This window comes from Cupriavidus sp. 2TAF22, from assembly GCF_052115045.1.
Lineage (GTDB): Bacteria > Pseudomonadota > Gammaproteobacteria > Burkholderiales > Burkholderiaceae > Cupriavidus.
On sequence record NZ_JBFRFX010000020.1, the window covers coordinates 118324 to 135562 of the forward strand.

10 protein-coding genes and 1 other RNA gene are annotated in these 17239 nt (G+C 69.0%); 5 read left to right on the top strand and 6 right to left on the bottom strand.

The window, feature by feature from the left end; genetic code table 11:
* Positions 1-40: 40 nt before the first annotated feature.
* The 5 genes from AB4Z48_RS23505 to trxA form a co-directional block, all read right to left on the bottom strand.
* Complete coding sequence (locus AB4Z48_RS23505; protein ID WP_441618370.1) at positions 41-1828, bottom strand: ArnT family glycosyltransferase; 1788 nt, start codon at positions 1826-1828, stop codon at positions 41-43.
* A 193-nt stretch (positions 1829-2021) separates the two neighbouring features.
* Positions 2022-2285 carry a type B 50S ribosomal protein L31 gene (locus tag AB4Z48_RS23510; protein ID WP_420997545.1) on the bottom strand — a complete coding sequence of 88 codons (264 nt, stop codon included), beginning with the start codon at positions 2283-2285 and terminating at the stop codon, positions 2022-2024.
* A gap of 210 nt (positions 2286-2495) precedes the next feature.
* Complete coding sequence (locus AB4Z48_RS23515) at positions 2496-3347, bottom strand: M90 family metallopeptidase (protein ID WP_441618373.1); 852 nt, start codon at positions 3345-3347, stop codon at positions 2496-2498.
* A 127-nt stretch (positions 3348-3474) separates the two neighbouring features.
* Entirely contained in the window at positions 3475-4737 is a 1263-nt protein-coding gene (rho, locus tag AB4Z48_RS23520; RefSeq protein WP_029043590.1) for a transcription termination factor Rho, read from the bottom strand.
* 188 nt (positions 4738-4925) lie between these two features.
* Complete coding sequence (trxA, locus tag AB4Z48_RS23525; RefSeq protein ID WP_010814265.1) at positions 4926-5252, bottom strand: thioredoxin TrxA; 327 nt, start codon at positions 5250-5252, stop codon at positions 4926-4928.
* A gap of 484 nt (positions 5253-5736) precedes the next feature.
* On the opposite strand from trxA, the gene AB4Z48_RS23530 reads away from it, so the two are divergent.
* The 3 genes from AB4Z48_RS23530 to AB4Z48_RS23540 all read left to right on the top strand — a co-directional run bounded on the left by AB4Z48_RS23530 (position 5737) and on the right by AB4Z48_RS23540 (position 12750).
* The gene (locus AB4Z48_RS23530) at positions 5737-6003 is read left to right on the top strand and encodes a hypothetical protein (protein WP_441618375.1); all 267 of its coding nucleotides are present in this window, start codon (positions 5737-5739) and stop codon (positions 6001-6003) included.
* 205 nt (positions 6004-6208) lie between these two features.
* Positions 6209-9133 (top strand): PD-(D/E)XK nuclease family protein, encoded by a 2925-nt coding sequence (locus tag AB4Z48_RS23535; protein ID WP_441618377.1) that lies wholly within the window; start codon positions 6209-6211, stop codon positions 9131-9133.
* Positions 9130-12750, top strand: coding sequence for a UvrD-helicase domain-containing protein (locus AB4Z48_RS23540; protein ID WP_441618379.1), 3621 nt, complete (start codon positions 9130-9132; stop codon positions 12748-12750). The genes AB4Z48_RS23535 and AB4Z48_RS23540 overlap by 4 nt, the downstream gene beginning before the upstream one ends.
* 212 nt (positions 12751-12962) lie before the next feature.
* Here the strand turns inward: AB4Z48_RS23540 and ffs are convergent.
* An RNA gene (gene ffs / locus AB4Z48_RS23545) (signal recognition particle sRNA small type) lies at positions 12963-13061 on the bottom strand.
* A 170-nt stretch (positions 13062-13231) separates the two neighbouring features.
* Between ffs and AB4Z48_RS23550 the strand changes: the two genes are divergently transcribed.
* Both AB4Z48_RS23550 and AB4Z48_RS23555 read left to right on the top strand, forming a co-directional pair.
* Positions 13232-15739, top strand: coding sequence for an adenosylcobalamin-dependent ribonucleoside-diphosphate reductase (locus AB4Z48_RS23550; RefSeq protein ID WP_441618381.1), 2508 nt, complete (start codon positions 13232-13234; stop codon positions 15737-15739).
* 106 nt (positions 15740-15845) lie between these two features.
* Positions 15846-17239, top strand: a 1394-nt coding sequence (locus AB4Z48_RS23555) for a DNA polymerase III subunit gamma/tau (protein WP_441618383.1), incomplete at its 3' end; no start/stop codon positions are given.

Here is a 17239-nt window from a genome sequence, read left to right on the forward strand (position 1 = left end):
CGGCGCGCCGGGGCGCGGCCGGGCAACTGTTGAGTGTGTTCTAGGAGTGGCGCGGCAAGCGGCGCTGCGGCAGCGTCGGCTTGGCTGGCGGCACCTTCGACATATCCACGAGGCGGTACATGCGGAAGCGTTCGTCGCGGTCCGACGGCCGGCGACCTTCCCAGATCAGCCGCCATTCGAAATGCGAAATGCTGGTCGGCTCGCCATAGTCGACCGCGTCGTGGCGCAGCAGGATATCGCAGCCATCGGACGGGCCGCCGAAGCGGATATGGCCGAAGTACGCGAACGATGCCAGCTGCGCGTCGCCCATGCGGATCGGCTGCACGCAGTTGTAGGTAGCGGGCAGCGCCATCGACGCGGCCTGGGCCACGTCGCGGTAGGTCTTGCCATAGTTGATCGACGGCATCCACAGCGTCATGGCCAGCACCCACATCAGCGTGGTGCCGGCAGCCGAGATCACCACCGGGCGCCAGATCTGCTTGGGCGCGCGCGAAAGACGCCAGCGCACGATCAGCACCCAGGCCGCCGTGACGACCAGCGCGTAGGCCACCGCGCTGACAGTGAAGTCCTGCTGGAAGCCCGGCAGCAGGCGATGGATGTTGGCGGCGATGCGCGGCGGCTGGCCGGTCGTGCGGGCGATCCACATGAACCAGACGAAGCCGCCGAAGATCGTGAAGAACAGCAGCGCGAACCAGTCGATCGCATTGATGGCGGCGCGTGTCAGCGTGGGCAGGCCGAAGGCGGCCAACACCGCCATCGGCGGCAGCAGCAGGATGAACTGCACGTCGCCGGGCTGGCGCAGCAGGAACAGCAGCAGCAGTGGCGGCACCAGCAGCGCCAGCGGCAGCGCCACATGCGGCGCGCGGCGCATGCCCGACCAGCTCAGCCATGCCCAGCATGCGATCGGCCAGACCGGCCAGGTAAACAGCAGCAGGTTGCGCGCGACGAAGTTGAGTGCGATGGCATTGGGCGCGCCGTAGGTGCGGCGGTCGTAGCGCGACCACTCGCGGATGAAGGTCACCGCATCGTTGTGGTCGGTGGCGCCCAGGTAGGCGGTCGCCATCCACGCGGCCACCATGGCCAGCGCCAGCGGCACGCTGGCCATCAGCATGCGCGGCAGGGGCAGGGGCTTGCAGGCCAGCCCGCAGACGATGATGGACGCCAGCAGCACCAGCGGCAGCACCGGTCCGCTCGACAGGGTCAGCGCGCCGAGCCCGGCGCCCAGCCAGAGCCCGCCCTGCAGCGGCTTGTCCAGGCTGCGCACCATGCCGTACAGGCTCATGGCGACGAAACAGACCTGGCCGACCTGGGGCGTGGTTTCGTGGCCGCGCATGGCCAGGCCCACGCAGGCCAGGAAGATCAGCAGCGCGCCGTCGGCCAGCGTGCGGCCGTAGTCGCGCGCATTGGGCTGGCCGCCGAAGACATAGGCAAAGGGCTGGACCTCGGCGCGGCGGCCGAGCAGATAGGTGGCGTACCAGATCAGCGCGCAGGTGCCGAAGTAGAACAGCGCCGTGGCAAGGCGCGAGGCGTCGGGCGCGCCCAGCCAGCCGCCGAACAGGCGGATCATGGCGGCGCCGACCCAGAACACCAGCGGGCCGTCGTCGCCATAGGGCCGGCCTACGATATTCGGCATCAGCCAGTCCTGCACGCCACCGGTAGCCAGTTGCCACATCACCCCGAAGCCGGCCGCATCCTCATTCTTCCACGGGTCGCGGCCGAACAGGCCGGCCAGGCCGTAGATGATGCAGATGGCCAGCAGCAGTCCGCGCGGAAGCGCGCCGGTGGCGGCTGCGGTGAGGTGGACTCGGGAAGTCTTGGCTGCGCTCATGGATCGGTGGGGCTTGGGGGCGGCCGAATGGGCGCCTCCGGTTGGCTACGCCTGCGCCGGCGCGCTGGGCGCGAAGAAGGCAAGAGCACGGAGAATGCAAAAGCAAAGAGGCAGCCGATGCTGCCTCTTTGCTTGGGTGCGCGGCGCCGGAGCATCGTCCGAGGCCGTGCTGCGAGCGGGCTCGCGCAGCGGATTACTTCGCTGCGGCCTTGCCCAGCTTGCTGCCGAACTTCTGGCGGAACTTCTCGACGCGGCCGGCCGTGTCCATGATCTTCTGGGTGCCGGTGTAGAACGGGTGCGATTCCGACGAGACTTCGATCTTGGCCAGCGGGTATTCCTTGCCTTCGTGAACGATCGTGTCGCGGGTCTGGATCGTCGAGCGGGTCACGAACTTGAAGTCGTTCGACACGTCGTGGAACAGGACTTCGCGGTAATTCGGGTGAATGCCTTCTTTCATGGTGCTTCCTTTCAGGTTGGGTAGCCAGTCCGCTGCATGCCGCGCTGCCGTTGCCTAAGCTCCGGCGGAACCGGGCTGGCAGTGTCGCGGCGAACGAACCACTTGCCGATAACGGACAAACCGGGATTATCGCAGAAAAACAAAAAGCTGGGCAAGATTTGCGAGCGCCCCGGATGAATTGGCCGGCCATGCCGGCGTATCGGTGACGAATCACATCGAGGCCGGATCCTGGCGGTAAAACGTGGACAGTACGCCATACAGGGCCGGCCAGTGCTTGCGCAGCCTGTCCGGTTCCACGAAGAAGGTCTCCGAGGCCACGGCAAAGAACTCGCTTGGCGCTTCGCAGCCGTAGGGGTCGATCACGCGCAGCGCCGGCGGCAGCCGCTCGGGATGGTCCCAGGCGTGGTCGGATTGCCGGTCGCAGGCATCGGCGAAGCGGTCGTATTCGGTCAGCAGGGTCTCGGCCCATTGCTCGCGGTCCACGCCGGCATGCAGCACGCGCGAGAAGGGCGGCACGCCGTCCGGCTCGCCGTCGAGCATGTCGAGCTTGTGGGCGAACTCGTGGATGACGACGTTATAGGTGTCGTCGGGGTGGGCGTGGCGGCCGCCGGTCCCCGTTCCCGGCGTGCGCACGTCGGGCCAGGACAGGATCACCGGCCCATGTTCCCAGGCTTCGCCGCTGGCTTCTTCCACCACGCCATGCACGAGGCCGATATCGTCCTCGACGGTGCGCCGGATGATGAACTCGCCCGGATAGAGCACGATGCCGCGCCAGCCGCGATACCACTCGATGCCGAGCTTGAGGATGGGCACGCAGGCCTGCGTCGCCACGCTGGTCACCATCTCGTCGGCAAGCGGCAAGTCGTGCGCGGTGGAGAATTCCTTCTCGGCGATGAACAGCGTGGCAAGCTCGCGCAGCGCGGCGAGGTCGTCGGCGCCGTAGCGCTGCACGAACGGCAGCGTCGCCACCGTGTGTTCCCAGAGCGAGTCGGGGATGGCGTAGTGCTCGAGCTTGCGTCCGCGCGCGCGGTCTTTCAGGAAGTGGCTCAGTCTGCCGAACATGATTCTCCTGCAGATAGGGTGCCGGGATGGCGCCTCGGGCGGGCGCGGCGTGCAAAGCAGAAGGGCGTGCCGTGGCACGCCCTTCTGTGCGATACGCGCGCGCCGCGGCGCGCGGTACAGCCAGCGGTCAGCCGCCTCTGCGCATCATATCGAAAAACTCGGCGTTGTTCTTGGTCGCCTTCATCTTGTCGAGGATGAACTCCATGGCCTGCACTTCGTCCATGTCGGAGATGAACTTGCGCAGCACCCACACCTTCTGCAGGATTTCCGGCTTGATCAGCAGTTCCTCGCGGCGGGTGCCGGACTTGTTCAGGTTGATCGACGGATAGACGCGCTTCTCGGCCAGGCGGCGCTCGAGGTGCACTTCCATATTGCCGGTGCCCTTGAACTCTTCGTAGATCACGTCGTCCATGCGGCTGCCGGTTTCGATCAGCGCGGTGGCGATGATGGTCAGCGAACCGCCTTCTTCCAGGTTACGCGCGGCGCCGAAGAAACGCTTCGGGCGTTGCAGCGCGTTGGCATCCACACCGCCGGTCAGCACCTTGCCCGAGGCCGGCACCACCGTGTTGTAGGCGCGCGCCAGGCGCGTGATGGAGTCCAGCAGGATCACCACGTCGCGCTTGAGTTCGACCAGGCGCTTGGCCTTCTCGATCACCATTTCGGCGACCTGCACGTGACGGATGGCGGGTTCGTCGAAGGTCGACGCCACCACCTCGCCGCGCACCGAACGCAGCATTTCCGTCACTTCTTCCGGGCGCTCGTCGATCAGCAGCACGAACAGGTCGGCTTCCGGATGGTTGTTGGCGATCGCGTGGGCGATGTGCTGCAGCATCACGGTCTTGCCCGACTTCGGCGACGCCACCAGCAGTGCGCGCTGGCCGCGGCCGATCGGCGCGATCATGTCGATGATGCGGCCGGTGATGTTTTCCTCGGCGCGGATTTCGCGTTCGAGCGTGAGCGGCCGGTTCGGGTGCAGCGGCGTCAGGTTCTCGAACATGATGCGGTTCTTCACCGCTTCAGGCGCCTGGCCGTTGACCTTGTCCACCTTCACCAGCGCGAAGTAGCGCTCGCCGTCCTTGGGGGTCCGCACCTCGCCTTCGATGGTGTCGCCGGTATGCAGGTTGAAGCGGCGGATCTGCGAAGGGCTGATGTAGATATCGTCCGTGCTCGCCAGGTACGACGTCTCGGGCGAGCGCAGGAAACCAAATCCGTCCGGCAGGACTTCCAGCGTGCCGTCGCCAAAGATGGTTTCGCCCAGCTTGGCGCGCTTCTTCAGGATGGCAAACATGAGCTCCTGTTTGCGCATCCGCTGTGCGTTGTCGATCTCGAGGGTCGCGGCCATTTCGAGAAGCGCAGACACGTGAAGCGATTTGAGTTCTGTCAGGTGCATAGACGAGGGGTACAGAGGCGCCCGGACGGGCTGGACCTAAAGAGGGGGGAAGAAATGAGCGGACGCTCGGGGAAGTTGTTGGTGCCATCTTAGCACAATCCGGCCGGTGCGCCAGAGCTGGCGCACGCACGTCGGATTGTGGCTACAGCGGGGCCGCGCCGGCCGGCGCCGCGCCCCGTGCAATCGTCTTACAGATTGCCGTCGAGGAATGCGGTCAGCTGCGACTTGGACAGCGCGCCGACCTTCTGCGCGGCAACCGCGCCATTCTTGAACAGGATCAGCGTGGGGATACCGCGGATGCCGAACTTGGCCGGCACTTGCTGGTTCTCGTCGACGTTGATCTTCGCGATCTGCAGCTTGTCGCCGTAGTCCTTTGCCACTTCGTCCAGGATCGGGGCGATCATCTTGCAAGGACCGCACCATTCTGCCCAGAAATCGAGCAGGACAGGCTTGTCGGACTGGAGCACGTCGGCGTCAAAGGAGGCGTCGCTCACATACTTGATTTGTTCACTCATGGCGGAAAACCTCTGGTTTCGCTCTGTTGATTTTGAAGGCGGGATTTGCCGAACCGCTACATTACACGAGTTTGCGCATGCCCGTAGGCGGGCGCCTCACCCGATGCCGGCTGTCCCGGGCGACGGGATGGCCAGGAAAGGCGGATGCTGCAGATATGTTACCAGTTGACGGAAATTCAATACCTGCCCCCCCAAGCTGTCAGTGCGCTGCCGTACGTGCAGGAAAAAGGTGATCCGAATGGGTGATCCGGCACGGCGGCGCTTGCATGCATTCTGCCCGCTAATGCCATGCCGGTGGAGTGATTGTATTAATGGGCGCGAGAGCTTTTCTCAATGGCGTCCCCGGGCCGTGGCCGCCGCCGTATGATTTATCGTGCACATACCCGGGTGTGCCTGGCATCTGGCTTTTCCATGTCAGGAGGCAAAGCCGGGCGCACTGCGGCGCGTAGAATAGAATCACGCGCACCACACAAGGCCATCGACCATGACGACCGACAATTCCTCCAAGCCCGATCCGCAAGAGTCGCCCACCGTGGCGCACCTGAGCGACGCGCTGGACCATATCAATAGCGCGGTGGAGCAGAACAGCATTGCCGGCGGCGCGGCCAGGGGCCTGCTGTACAGCGTGATCGAAACGCTCGGCGCGCTGATCGGCGATCCCGACCTCCCCGAACATGCCCGGTCGGGCTACCAGGGCCTGCTCGAGACCGCGCGCGAGATCCGCGCCCGCATCGAAGGTACCGGCCGCTGAAGACAGCGGGGCATCCGGGCGTTTCCAGCGCTTCCCCTGTTTCCTGCGTCCTTCGCGCTTGCGCGCGCCTGGTCGCCCGCGCGCGGCATGCAGCCGCGCTACCTGTCCGTGCGCCGCGCGGACGGAACGGGCGGCTGCGTTCCTGCGCCCGTGAGCGCCGCCTGGCGATCGCCATGACCTTCCTTCCGGCCGTCACTTCCGTTTCATGACTTCGCTGCAATTCCGCCCCGGTCCCGACTTCCTGCCGCAGGCCGCCGCCGCGGCCTGGTATTTCCTCGACCGCTGCGGGGAGCAGCAGGCCGCCGCACACGTGGTGGTGCCTACGGCGGCGCAGATCCCCGGCGTGCGCCAGGCGCTCGATGCCGCCGCGCGCGCGGCCGGTGCGCCGCGCCTGCTGCCGCGCGTGCTCACGCTCGGCCACTGGCTGCTGGATATGCCGCCCGACGCGCAGCCGGTGCGCAGCCATGCGGCGCGGCTGCTGGCGGTGCAGCAGGCCATCCGGTCGCAAGACTGGCTGCGGCGCGCATTCGGCGCCCAGACCGAAGCCGCCGCCTGGGGCCTGGCGCAGACGCTGCTCACCATCAGCGACGAGCTGAGCGCGCGCTGGCTCGACGACGCGGCCATCCGCGACGAGGATATCGACGGCGACGACCGCGCGGCCTTGCTGCAGGGCGCGCTGGAGCGGACCTACGCGCATCTGTCATCGCGCTTTCTCGGCGAGGAGGCGCGCATCGTGATGGCCTTCTGGCAAGCCTTGTCCGGCCCGGACGATCCCTTGCCGGCGCGCCGCCGCGCGCTGCACCGGCTCGCCACGCACGTCGACGGCCCCGTCATCTGGCTGGGCCCCACGCCGCCCACGCCGATCGACGAGGCGTTCCTGCAGCAGGCCGCGGAACTGGTGCCGGTGATGCGCATCGGCTACGACTGGACCGCACTGGCGCAAGGGCCGGACGAGGAGGATGGCGCCGGAAATGGCGCCGGAGATGGCGCGCAGGCTCACGACTGGTACGACACCTTGCTCGCGCTATGGCCCGAGGCGCGCCTGCCCGGGGCGCAGGCGTCCGCGGCAGGCCGCGCGCCGCCACGCGGCCTGCCGGCGCAGCGTCCGCGCGTGCGCGTGGTTGGCAGCGCGCGCTTCGAGGACGAAGCCGCGGCCGCGGCCGGCCAACTGGTGCAGTGGCTCAACGAAGGCCGGCGCCACGTGGCACTGGTCGCGCACGACCGCGTGGTCGCGCGGCGCGCGCGCGCCTTGCTGGCGCGCGCCGGCGCGCCGGTGCGCGATGAAACCGGCTGGAAGCTTTCCACCACGCGCGCCGCCGCGGCGCTGATGCGCTGGTTCGACCTGCTCAACCAGGACGGCAATACCGCGGCGCTGCTCGACCTGCTCAAGAGCCCGTTCTGCTTGCCCGATTTCGCCGGGCGCGGCGCGGCCATCGCCGCGCTCGAGCGGCAGATCCGCCGCGACGGCATCAGCGGTGGCTGGCGCCGCCTGCAGCAGCGCTTCGCGCCGGAGGCCAGGCGCGACAGCCTGGCCGAAGTGTCGGAAGCGTCCGGCGAGCCCGGCGAAGATGCACGCCACGCCGCGCGCGAGGCTGCCTGCGAGCTGGTGCAGCGGCTGGCCGCCGAGGCCGGCGAATGGCCGCGCGGCCGCACGCAGAAGCCGGTTTCCACCTGGCTTGAGCGGCTCGACGCCACGCTTGATGCGCTTGGCATGCGCGAGGCCCTGGCCGCGGACGACGCCGGCCGCCAGTTGCTCGACGCGCTGGCGCGCCTGGCCGAGCTGCCGCAGGACGAGACCGGCGCGGCCGCCACGCTCGACCTGGCGGAATTCCGCTCGATGCTGTCGGCGCTGCTCGAATCCGTGGCCTACAAGGAGCCGTCGGCCAGCGGCTCCGCGCGCATCGCCATCCTGCCGCTCAACGGCGCGCGCATGCGACGCTTCGACGGCGTGGTGGTGGTCGGCTGCGACGATGGCCAGCTGCCTTCGAGCGCGGCCGAGCTGATGTTCTTCTCCAACCAGATGCGCCGCGAGCTCGCGCTGGAAGACCGCGAAGTCCGCTTCGCCCAGCAGGCGCGAGATCTCGCCGAGGTACTGCTCAACAACGACGACGTGATGCTGACCTGGCAGCGCCTCGGCGCGCGCGGCGAACCCAAGCACGTCTCGGGCTGGCTCGAGCGGCTCAGCGCGCTGTGCTCGCGCGCGGGGGTGCCGATCGAGGCCAGCGCCTTGCCGCTGCTGCACGACACCTTTGCCGAGGTCGGCGGTATGCCGGCCCCGGCGGCATCGGAGCTGGTGCCTGCGCGCTGGAGCGCGCAGGCGTACAACATGCTGCGCCGCTGTCCGTATCAGTTCTTCGCCGGCCGCATGCTCGGCCTGGCTGGTCTCGAGGTGGTCAGCGACGATCTCGAAAAGCGCGATATCGGCGAACTGCTGCACCGCGTGCTGTTGCGCTATCACCGCGAGGCCGCGCAGGATGGCCTGCGCCATGACGATGCGCGCCTGGCGCGGCTGCGCGAAATCTCCGAACACGAATTCGGCGCGCTGATGCGCGAGGACGGCAACGCCATCGGCTACTACCGGCGCTGGTGCGAAGTGCTGCCGTCCTACGTCGCGTGGCAGGCCGAGCGCGAGGCGCAAGGCTGGTTCTGGGATGGCGGCGAACTTGACGCTACGGTCGACCTGGCCATGCCGGATGGCCAGCCGCTGCGCGTCAACGGCCGCATCGACCGGCTCGACCGCGCGCGCGACGGCAGCCGCGCGGTACTGGACTACAAGACGCAGAGCGTGCTGCGCCTCAAGCGCAAGGTCGCGGATGTGGAAGAGGATTGCCAGTTGCCGTTCTATGGATTGCTGCGCGCCGACGTGAAGGTCGGCAGCTGGGTGGCGCTCGAGGGCACCAGGGACGGGACGCCCGCGTCCCAGCGCGAGGTGGGCCTGCCCGATTTCGATGCCGCCGTGGCGTGGCTCGCGCGCCAGTTGCGCGAGGACGTGATGCGCCTGCGGCAGGACGCGCCCATGCCGGCCTTCGGCGACGCCAGCGCATGCACCTATTGCACCGCGCGAGGGCTGTGCCGCAAGGGCTTCTGGGAGAGCACGGCATTGCCGCCGCAGGTCGGGGGGCGGGCATGAGCATCCACGCCTATCTGCGCGACGGCGCAGCGGTCGCCGAAGCGGAGTTCACGCGCGCGGCGTGCGATCCCGCCGCCTCGGTGGTGGTGGAGGCCTGCGCCGGCAGCGGCAAGACCTGGCTGCTGGTGGCGCGCCTGCTGCGCCTGCTGCTGGCGGGCGCGGCGCCGCACGAGATCCTCGCCATCACCTTCACGCGCAAGGCCGCGGAGGAAATGCGCGAGCGCCTGCTGGAAGTGCTGGCGCAGCTCGCGCGCGACGATGACGAAGCCGTGATTGCCGCGCTGGTCCAGCGCGGGCTGCCGGAGGCTGCCGCGCGCGCCGCGCTGCCGCGTGCGCGCGGGCTGCATGCGCAGGTGCTGGCCGCGCCGGGTCGCATGGCGATCGACACGTTCCATGGCTGGTTCGGCACGCTGTTGCGCGGCGCGCCGCTGGCATCGGGCATCGTGCCCGGCGCCACGCTGCGCGAGGACGCGCTGCGCATGAAGCGCGAGGCGTGGGCGCCGTTCTGGCAGGCCCTGGCCACGCCGCCGTATGCCGCGCTGCGCGCGGCGTTCGAGCAGCTGGTGGACGCCATCGGCGAATTCCAGGCGCGCGCCTTGCTCGATGCCATGTTCCATGCGCGCAGCGAGTGGCTTGCCTTCAAGGAGAGCACCGATCCCGCCGAGGCGCTGGCCGCCGATCTCGGCGACGACGCGCGCGTCGACGTATTGCTCGAGGTGCTGGCCGACGACAGCTGGCTCGACGCCTGCCAGGACATGGCATCGCAACTGGGGCGCGGCGGCAAGACCGAGCAGGCTCACGCCACGCGCCTGGTGGACGCGCTGATGGCGATCCGCGCCTGGCGCGAGAGCGGCGGCGAAGGCGGCGAGCCCGCCGAGCGCGCCTTCGTGGTCCTGCGCGATGCGTTCTTCACCGCCGCCGGCAAGCCGCGCTCGCTGCGCGCCACATCCGCGCTGACCAAGGCGCTGGGCGGTGAAGCCGCGGTCGAGGCGTTCGTGGCCGGGCATGGCGAGTTCTGCGCCGCGCTGGAGCGGGTGGCGCAGCGTCGTTGCGAGGCCGCCGTGCTGGCCGTCAACCTGGCGCTCTACGAACTCGGCGATGCGCTGCTGATGCGCTACCAGCATCACAAGTCCGAGCAGCGCGCGATGGATTTCGCCGACCTGGAATGGCTGGCGGCAAAGCTGATGCGCGACGAAGAAACCGCCACCTATCTGCAGGTCCGCCTCGACGCGCGCTACCGTCACCTGCTGCTCGACGAGTTCCAGGACACCAATCCGCTGCAGTGGCGCATCCTGCAGGGCTGGCTGGCTGGCTATGCAGGGCTGGGCGAGCGGCCCACGGTGTTCCTGGTGGGCGACCCGAAGCAGTCCATCTATCGTTTCCGCCGCGCCGACGCGCGGCTGTTCCAGGCCGCCAGCGAGATGCTGCAGGCCGGCTTCGGCGCCACCGTGCTGCGCACCAACCGCACGCGCCGCAACCGGCCCGAGGTGCTCGACTGGGTCAATGCCGTGTTCGATGGCGCGCGCGCCGACGGCCGTTATCCGCTGTTCGAGACCCAGACCACCGCGCTGGACGAGCCCGGCGGCCCGGTGTGGCTGCTGCCGCTGGTCGAGCCCGAGGCGCAATCCCACGAGGGCACGGAAGAGGGCGCGGAAGATGGCGCGGACGAAGCCCGCGATGCCGCGCCCGCCGCCACCCACCGCGACACCCTGACCCAGCCGCGCCAGCACGAGGGCGATTCGCTGCGCCTGGAGGAGGGCAGGCGCGTGGCCGCGTGGCTGCGCCATATCCGCGCCACGGTGCCGGTAGCGGACAGCGACGGCGCGCGCCCCGCGCGCTGGAGCGACATGCATCTGCTGGTACGCCGCAAGACCCACCTGGCGCAATACGAGCGTGCCTTCCGCGAGGCTGGCATCCCCTGCCTGAGCCCGCGCCGCGGCGGCCTGCTGGCCACGCTCGAGGCGCTCGACCTGTCGGCGCTGCTGGCCTTCCTGATGACGCCGGAGTCGGACCTGGACCTGGCCCACGTGCTCAAGAGTCCGCTGGTAGGCGCCACCGACGACGACCTGGTCGCCATCGCGCGCATGGCGCAGGCGCAGGAGCCGCGCCCGGGCTGGTGGGCTTGCCTGCGCGAGCAGGGCCTGCCCGAGTTTGCCAGCCCGGCGCTGCGCGATGGCGTGGCGCGCCTGCGCCACTGGCTGGAGGTGGCGCCGCACCGCCCGGTGCACGACCTGATCGACCATATCTATCACGGCGGCGAGGTGCGCCGGCGCTATGCCGAGGCCGCGCCCGCCGAGATCCGCGACCAGGTGCTGGCCAACCTCGATGCCTTCCTCAAGCTCTCGCTCGATCTCGACGGTGGGCGCTATCCGAGCCTGCCCAAGTTCATCGATGAGCTGCAGGAAATCCGCCGCGGCGAAGAGGGCGAAAGCCCGGACGAAGGTGGCATGGCGGACAACGCGGAAGACGCCGAGGGCGATGCCGATGCCGATGTCGCCGACAGCGCGCTGGACGCCGTGCACATCCTGACCGTGCACGCCGCCAAGGGCCTGGAGGCGCCGTTCGTGGTGCTGCTCGATGCCAACCACAGCGACGCCGCCGCCGACCGCGGCGGCATCCTGGTCGACTGGCCGCCGGCGTCGCCGGTGCCGGTGCATTTCTCCGCCTATGGCAAGCGCAGCACGCGCGGGCTGGCGCGCGCGCCACTGTTCGAAGCCGAGGCGGCGCTGGCCGAGCGCGAGAACTGGAACCTGCTCTACGTCGCGATGACGCGCGCGCGGCAGGGCTTGCTGGTGAGCGGCGTAAAGGGGCGCGCATCGCGCAGCGCCGAGAGTGCGCAAGGCAACCGCGAGATCGCCGGCAGCTGGTATGCGCGCCTGCAGGCGGCCGGGGTCGGCGCGTTGGTGGACGCCCGCCCGCCGTCGACGGCCCATGCCGACGGCGAGCGGCTGGCCGGCAACGATGCGCGCGTGCGCTATGCCGATTTCCGTCAGCGCTACCGCGAGGCGGCGGACACGCTGGTGCCGGCATACGAATGGGAGGATGAAGACAGCGCGCAGGAGCCCGCCGAAGACGACAGCCACGCCATCGTGTTCGATGCCGACGCGGCCCGTCATGGCGAGTTGCTGCACGCGTTGCTCGAGCGCATCACGCGCTATCCCGAGGCGTTCGAGGCATTCCCCGCGCCCGAAACGGTGATGCGCTGGTTTCCGCTTGCGGGTGGCGGCGACGCCCAGGCGCGCGAACTGTGGAGGACGCAGGCGCAGGCCGCGCTGGATGCCGCGCGCCTGATGCTCGACTCGGCGGCGCTGCGGCCGCTGCTGTTCCCGCAGGGTGCGCGCAGCGCCCGCAACGAGGTCGAGCTGTATGACGCGCGCGGCCGCCTGCTACGCATCGACCGCCTGGTGGAGTTCGACGCGCGCGTGGTGATCATCGACTACAAGCTGCGCCTGCTGCCGCAGGAGCATGCAGCCTACGCACAGCAGCTTGCGCGCTATGTGGCGGCAGTCAGGCCGATGTTTCCGGGGCGGCGCGTCGAGGCGGGCGTGGCCACGGCCGACGGCGAGTGGATCGTGGCTGATGCGCTGCAGGCTGCACGCCAGGGCTCCCTGTTCTAGACTTGTCCTGGATCAGGGCATGCGCTGGCCGGCGCGGCACAATAGGCGGGCCGGCGCGCATTGGCGAGCGAGGCGCGAAGCGACAGGCCACGGGCGTAGCGGTGCGCCGGCAAAACCAGTGCCGGCAAATACCAGAGTCGGCAAATACTCGATGATACGGGGAGGTCTTGCGAAAGGCGGGATTGCAGAGCGTACGCTGCAAGGAAGAATTGGGGGACGAGCCTGACCCTCGGCACTGGCGGAAAACGGCTGTGGCTGCTTCGTTCCCGACCTGACCAGGTTGACCGCGCCGCCATGCGAGGAGGCCCGTCCGGTGCGCATTGTAACCTAGAGCGGGCGGCTCTGGCGATTTCCCTCGAAATTGATCGGATGAATGGATCGGCTGGCGCGGGCCGGGGGCTTCCCGGCAGCGCCATATTGAAACCGTGCAGGCCGGCGGGCACCGCAGCCACAAGCCCGGCAAGACCAGCGAGAACCAGCGATGAATGCCAACGAACAGATGCTCCGTGCCACGCTGCCACCCCAGGACATCTCCACCGAAGTCCTGCTGGAGAAGTACGCCAAGGGCGAGGAAGCCACCATTGCCGATGTGCGCCTGCGCGTAGCACGGGCGCTTGCCGAGGCCGAAGCCCCGGCCGACCGCGAGCGCTGGGCCGAGCGCTTCCTGTGGGCACAGGAGCAGGGCTTCGTGCCGGCCGGGCGCATCAACTCCGCGGCAGGCACGCGCATCGAGGCCACCTTGATCAACTGCTTCGTGCAGCCGGTGGGGGATTCGGTGTCCGAGGCGCGCGGCGGCAAGCCCGGCATCTATACCGCCGTGGCGCAAGCGGCCGAGACCATGCGGCGCGGCGGCGGCGTGGGCTATGACTTTTCGGCGATCCGGCCGGCCGGCGCCCTGGTGCGGGGCACGCATTCGCGCGCCTCGGGGCCGGTATCGTTCATGAAGGTGTTCGACGCATCCTGCGCTACGGTGGAATCGGCGGGATCGCGCCGCGGCGCGCAGATGGGGGTGTTGCGCTGCGATCATCCGGATATCGAGACCTTCATCCACGCCAAGGACAAGGGGGACCTGACCAATTTCAATATCTCGGTCGGTGTCAGCGATGACTTCATGCGCGCGGTCGAGGCCAACGCCGAGGTGGAGCTGGTCCACGAGGCCGAGCCTGGCGCCGAGGTCATCGCCGCCGGGGCCTACCGGCGCGACGACGGCCAGTGGGTCTACCGCCGCGTGCCCGCCCGGCAGTTGTGGGACCAGGTCATGCAGGCCACCTACGACCATGCCGAGCCCGGCGTGCTGTTTCTCTCGCATATCAACGACGACAACAATCTCTACTACTGCGAACGCATCGAGGCCACCAACCCTTGCGCGGAGCAGCCGCTGCCCGCCTATGGCTGTTGCGACCTGGGCTCGATCGACCTGACCCGCTTCGTGCGCCAGCCTTTCGGCGCGGATGCCCGCTTCGATTTCGAGGCCTTCGCGGAAGTAGTGCGGCTGTCCGTGCGCATGCTCGACAACGTGCTCGATATCACGTTCTGGCCTTTGCCCGAGCAGCGCGCCGAAGCCCATGCCAAGCGCCGCGTCGGCCTGGGCTTCCTGGGCCTGGGCAGCGCGCTGGTGATGCTGGGCATCCGCTACGATGCCGAAGCCGGGCGCGCCCTGGCCGCGCGCATCGCCGAGACCCTGCGTGACACCGCCTACCTGGAATCTGCCGGCCTGGCGCGTGAGAAGGGCGCCTTCCCCCTGTTCAAGGCCGGCGAATACCTGGCCAGCGGCTTTGCGCGGCGGCTGCCGCAGACCGTGCGCGATGTCATTGCCCGCGACGGCCTCCGCAATTCGCACCTGCTCTCCATCGCGCCCACCGGCACCATCACGCTGGCGTTTGCCGACAATGCCTCGAACGGCATCGAGCCGGCCTTCTCGTGGACCTACAACCGCCGCAAGCGCATGGCGGACGACAGCTACCGGGTGTTCGAGGTGGCCGACCATGCCTGGCGGCTCTACCGCCATCTCGGCGCCGACATGGCGCAACTGCCGGACAGCTTCGTCACGGCGCTGCAGATGTCGGCGCTGGACCATATGAAGATGCTCGAGGCGGTGCAGCCCTATATCGATACCAGCATCAGCAAGACCGTCAACGTGCCGGAGGACTATCCCTACGAGGCCTTCCGGAATCTCTACCTGGAAGCGTGGCGGGCCGGGCTGAAGGGGCTTGCCACCTACCGCCCCAACAGCGTGCTCGGGGCGGTGCTGTCGGTGCCGGCGGACGCGCCGGCAGCGCCCGCCGCGACGGCGCAGGCCGACGATCCCCTGAGCAAGCCGTTCGGCAGCCGCCCGGTGGGCGACCTCGAAGGGGTGACATCCAAGGTCGAATACATGACCTACGAAGGGCACAAGACCGTCTATCTCACCGTCAACTTCATGCGTGTGGCCGGCGTGCTGGACGGCAAGCCAGTGGCGGTGGAGCGGCCGGTGGAATTCTTCATGCCGGCCGGGCAGCGCAATGACGGCCAGCAGTGGATCACCTCCACCATGCGCCTGCTGTCGATGGTGGCGCGCTCGGGCGGCTCCATCGCCAAGGCCCTGGCCGACATGCGCAATGTGGTGTGGGACAAGGGCACGGTGCGCTACGGCACGCTGGTGCGCCAGGACGGCAGCGAGGCGCCGCGCTTTCACGATTCCGAGGTGGCCGCGATCGGCTACGCCCTGCAGCGCATCCTGATCAAGCGGAGCTTCCTTGACGCCGAAGGTGGCCAGGTGCCGGTGGCGGCGCTTGCGGCGCGCCTCGCCGTGCTGGAGGGGAGGGGGCCGGAAGCGATCGGCGGGCAGGCGGCCGGCGCCGGGCAGCCGGCTCGCGCGGCGGGCCAGTCGGCGGCGGGCCTGGGCCTCGGTTCGGGCAAGCCCTGCCCCGAGTGCGGTGCCCATGCCTTGCACAAGGTCGACGGCTGCGCCAAGTGTGCCAATTGCGGCTACGTCGGGGAGTGCGGATAGCCGGCGCGGGCGCAGACCGCAAGCCGGAGCGCAAAGCCGGGTCAAATACAGGGGATCGCGCGAAGTCCCCGCTGGACGACGGCCGCCATTTGCTACAATCGCCGCCATGAGTTATCAAGTGCTAGCGCGCAAATGGCGCCCCCGGGATTTCACCACGCTGGTCGGCCAGGAGCACGTGGTCCGCGCGCTCACGCACGCGCTGGAGCAACAGCGGCTGCATCACGCCTACCTGTTCACCGGCACGCGGGGCGTCGGCAAGACCACGCTGTCCCGGATCCTGGCCAAGGCGCTCAATTGCCTCGGGCCGGACGGCAACGGTGGCATCACCGCACAGCCGTGCGGGGTCTGCAAGGCCTGCACCGAGATCGACAGCGGGCGCTTCGTCGACTACATCGAGATGGACGCGGCCTCCAACCGCGGCGTCGACGAGATGGCCTCCCTGCTGGACAAGGCGGTGTACGCGCCGACCGCGGGGCGCTTCAAGGTCTACATGATCGACGAAGTGCACATGCTGACCAACCACGCCTTCAACGCCATGCTGAAGACGCTGGAGGAGCCGCCCGCGCACGTCAAGTTCATTCTGGCCACCACCGATCCGCAGAAGATCCCGGTCACGGTGCTGTCGCGCTGCCTGCAGTTCAACCTCAAGCAGATGCCGCCGGGCCATATCGTCGGCCACCTCGACCATATCCTGGGCGAGGAAGGCATCGAGCGTGACGCCAACGCACTGCGCCTGCTGGCCCAGGCCGCGCACGGCTCGATGCGCGACGCGCTGTCGCTGACCGACCAGGCCATTGCGTACAGCGCCGGCCAGGTATCCGAGGGCGCGGTGCGCGGCATGCTCGGCGCCATCGACCAGAGCTACCTGGTGCAACTGCTGGACGCGCTGGCGGCCGAGGATGGCGCCGCCATGCTGGCGGTGGCCGATGGCATGGCCGATCGCAGCCTGTCCTTTGCGGGGGCGTTGCAGGATCTCGCCTCGCTGCTGCACAAGGTCGCGCTGGCCCAGGCGGTGCCCGCATCGGTGCAGGAAGAATGGCCGGAGGCCGCGGATGTGCGGCGCTTTGCCGGCAGCTTCGATGCGCAGGAAGTGCAACTGTTCTACCAGATCGCCAACCTGGGCCGCAGCGAGCTGGCCCTGGCGCCAGACGAGTACGCCGGCTTCACCATGACGCTGCTGCGCATGCTGGCCTTCCGTCCTTCGGCCAGTCCTGCGCCCGTTCCGGCGCAGGGCGGGGGTCAGCAGGCACGGCCCGCACGTGCCGCTGCGTCCGCGGGCCGCGCGGCCGCAGACGCTGCTGTCACCGCTGTCACCGCTGTCACCGCTGTCGCRCCCGCTGCCGTGGTGGCGGCTGCGCCGGTTTCGGCTCCCGCTGCTTCCGCACCCGTACATACCTTGCGTCCGCCCATCGCGGCAGCGCCGGCAGAGGCGCCGAGCCCGGCCCCCGCTGCCGCCGCGCCGGTGAGGATGCAGGAGCCGGCCGCGGCGCAGGTGGCCCC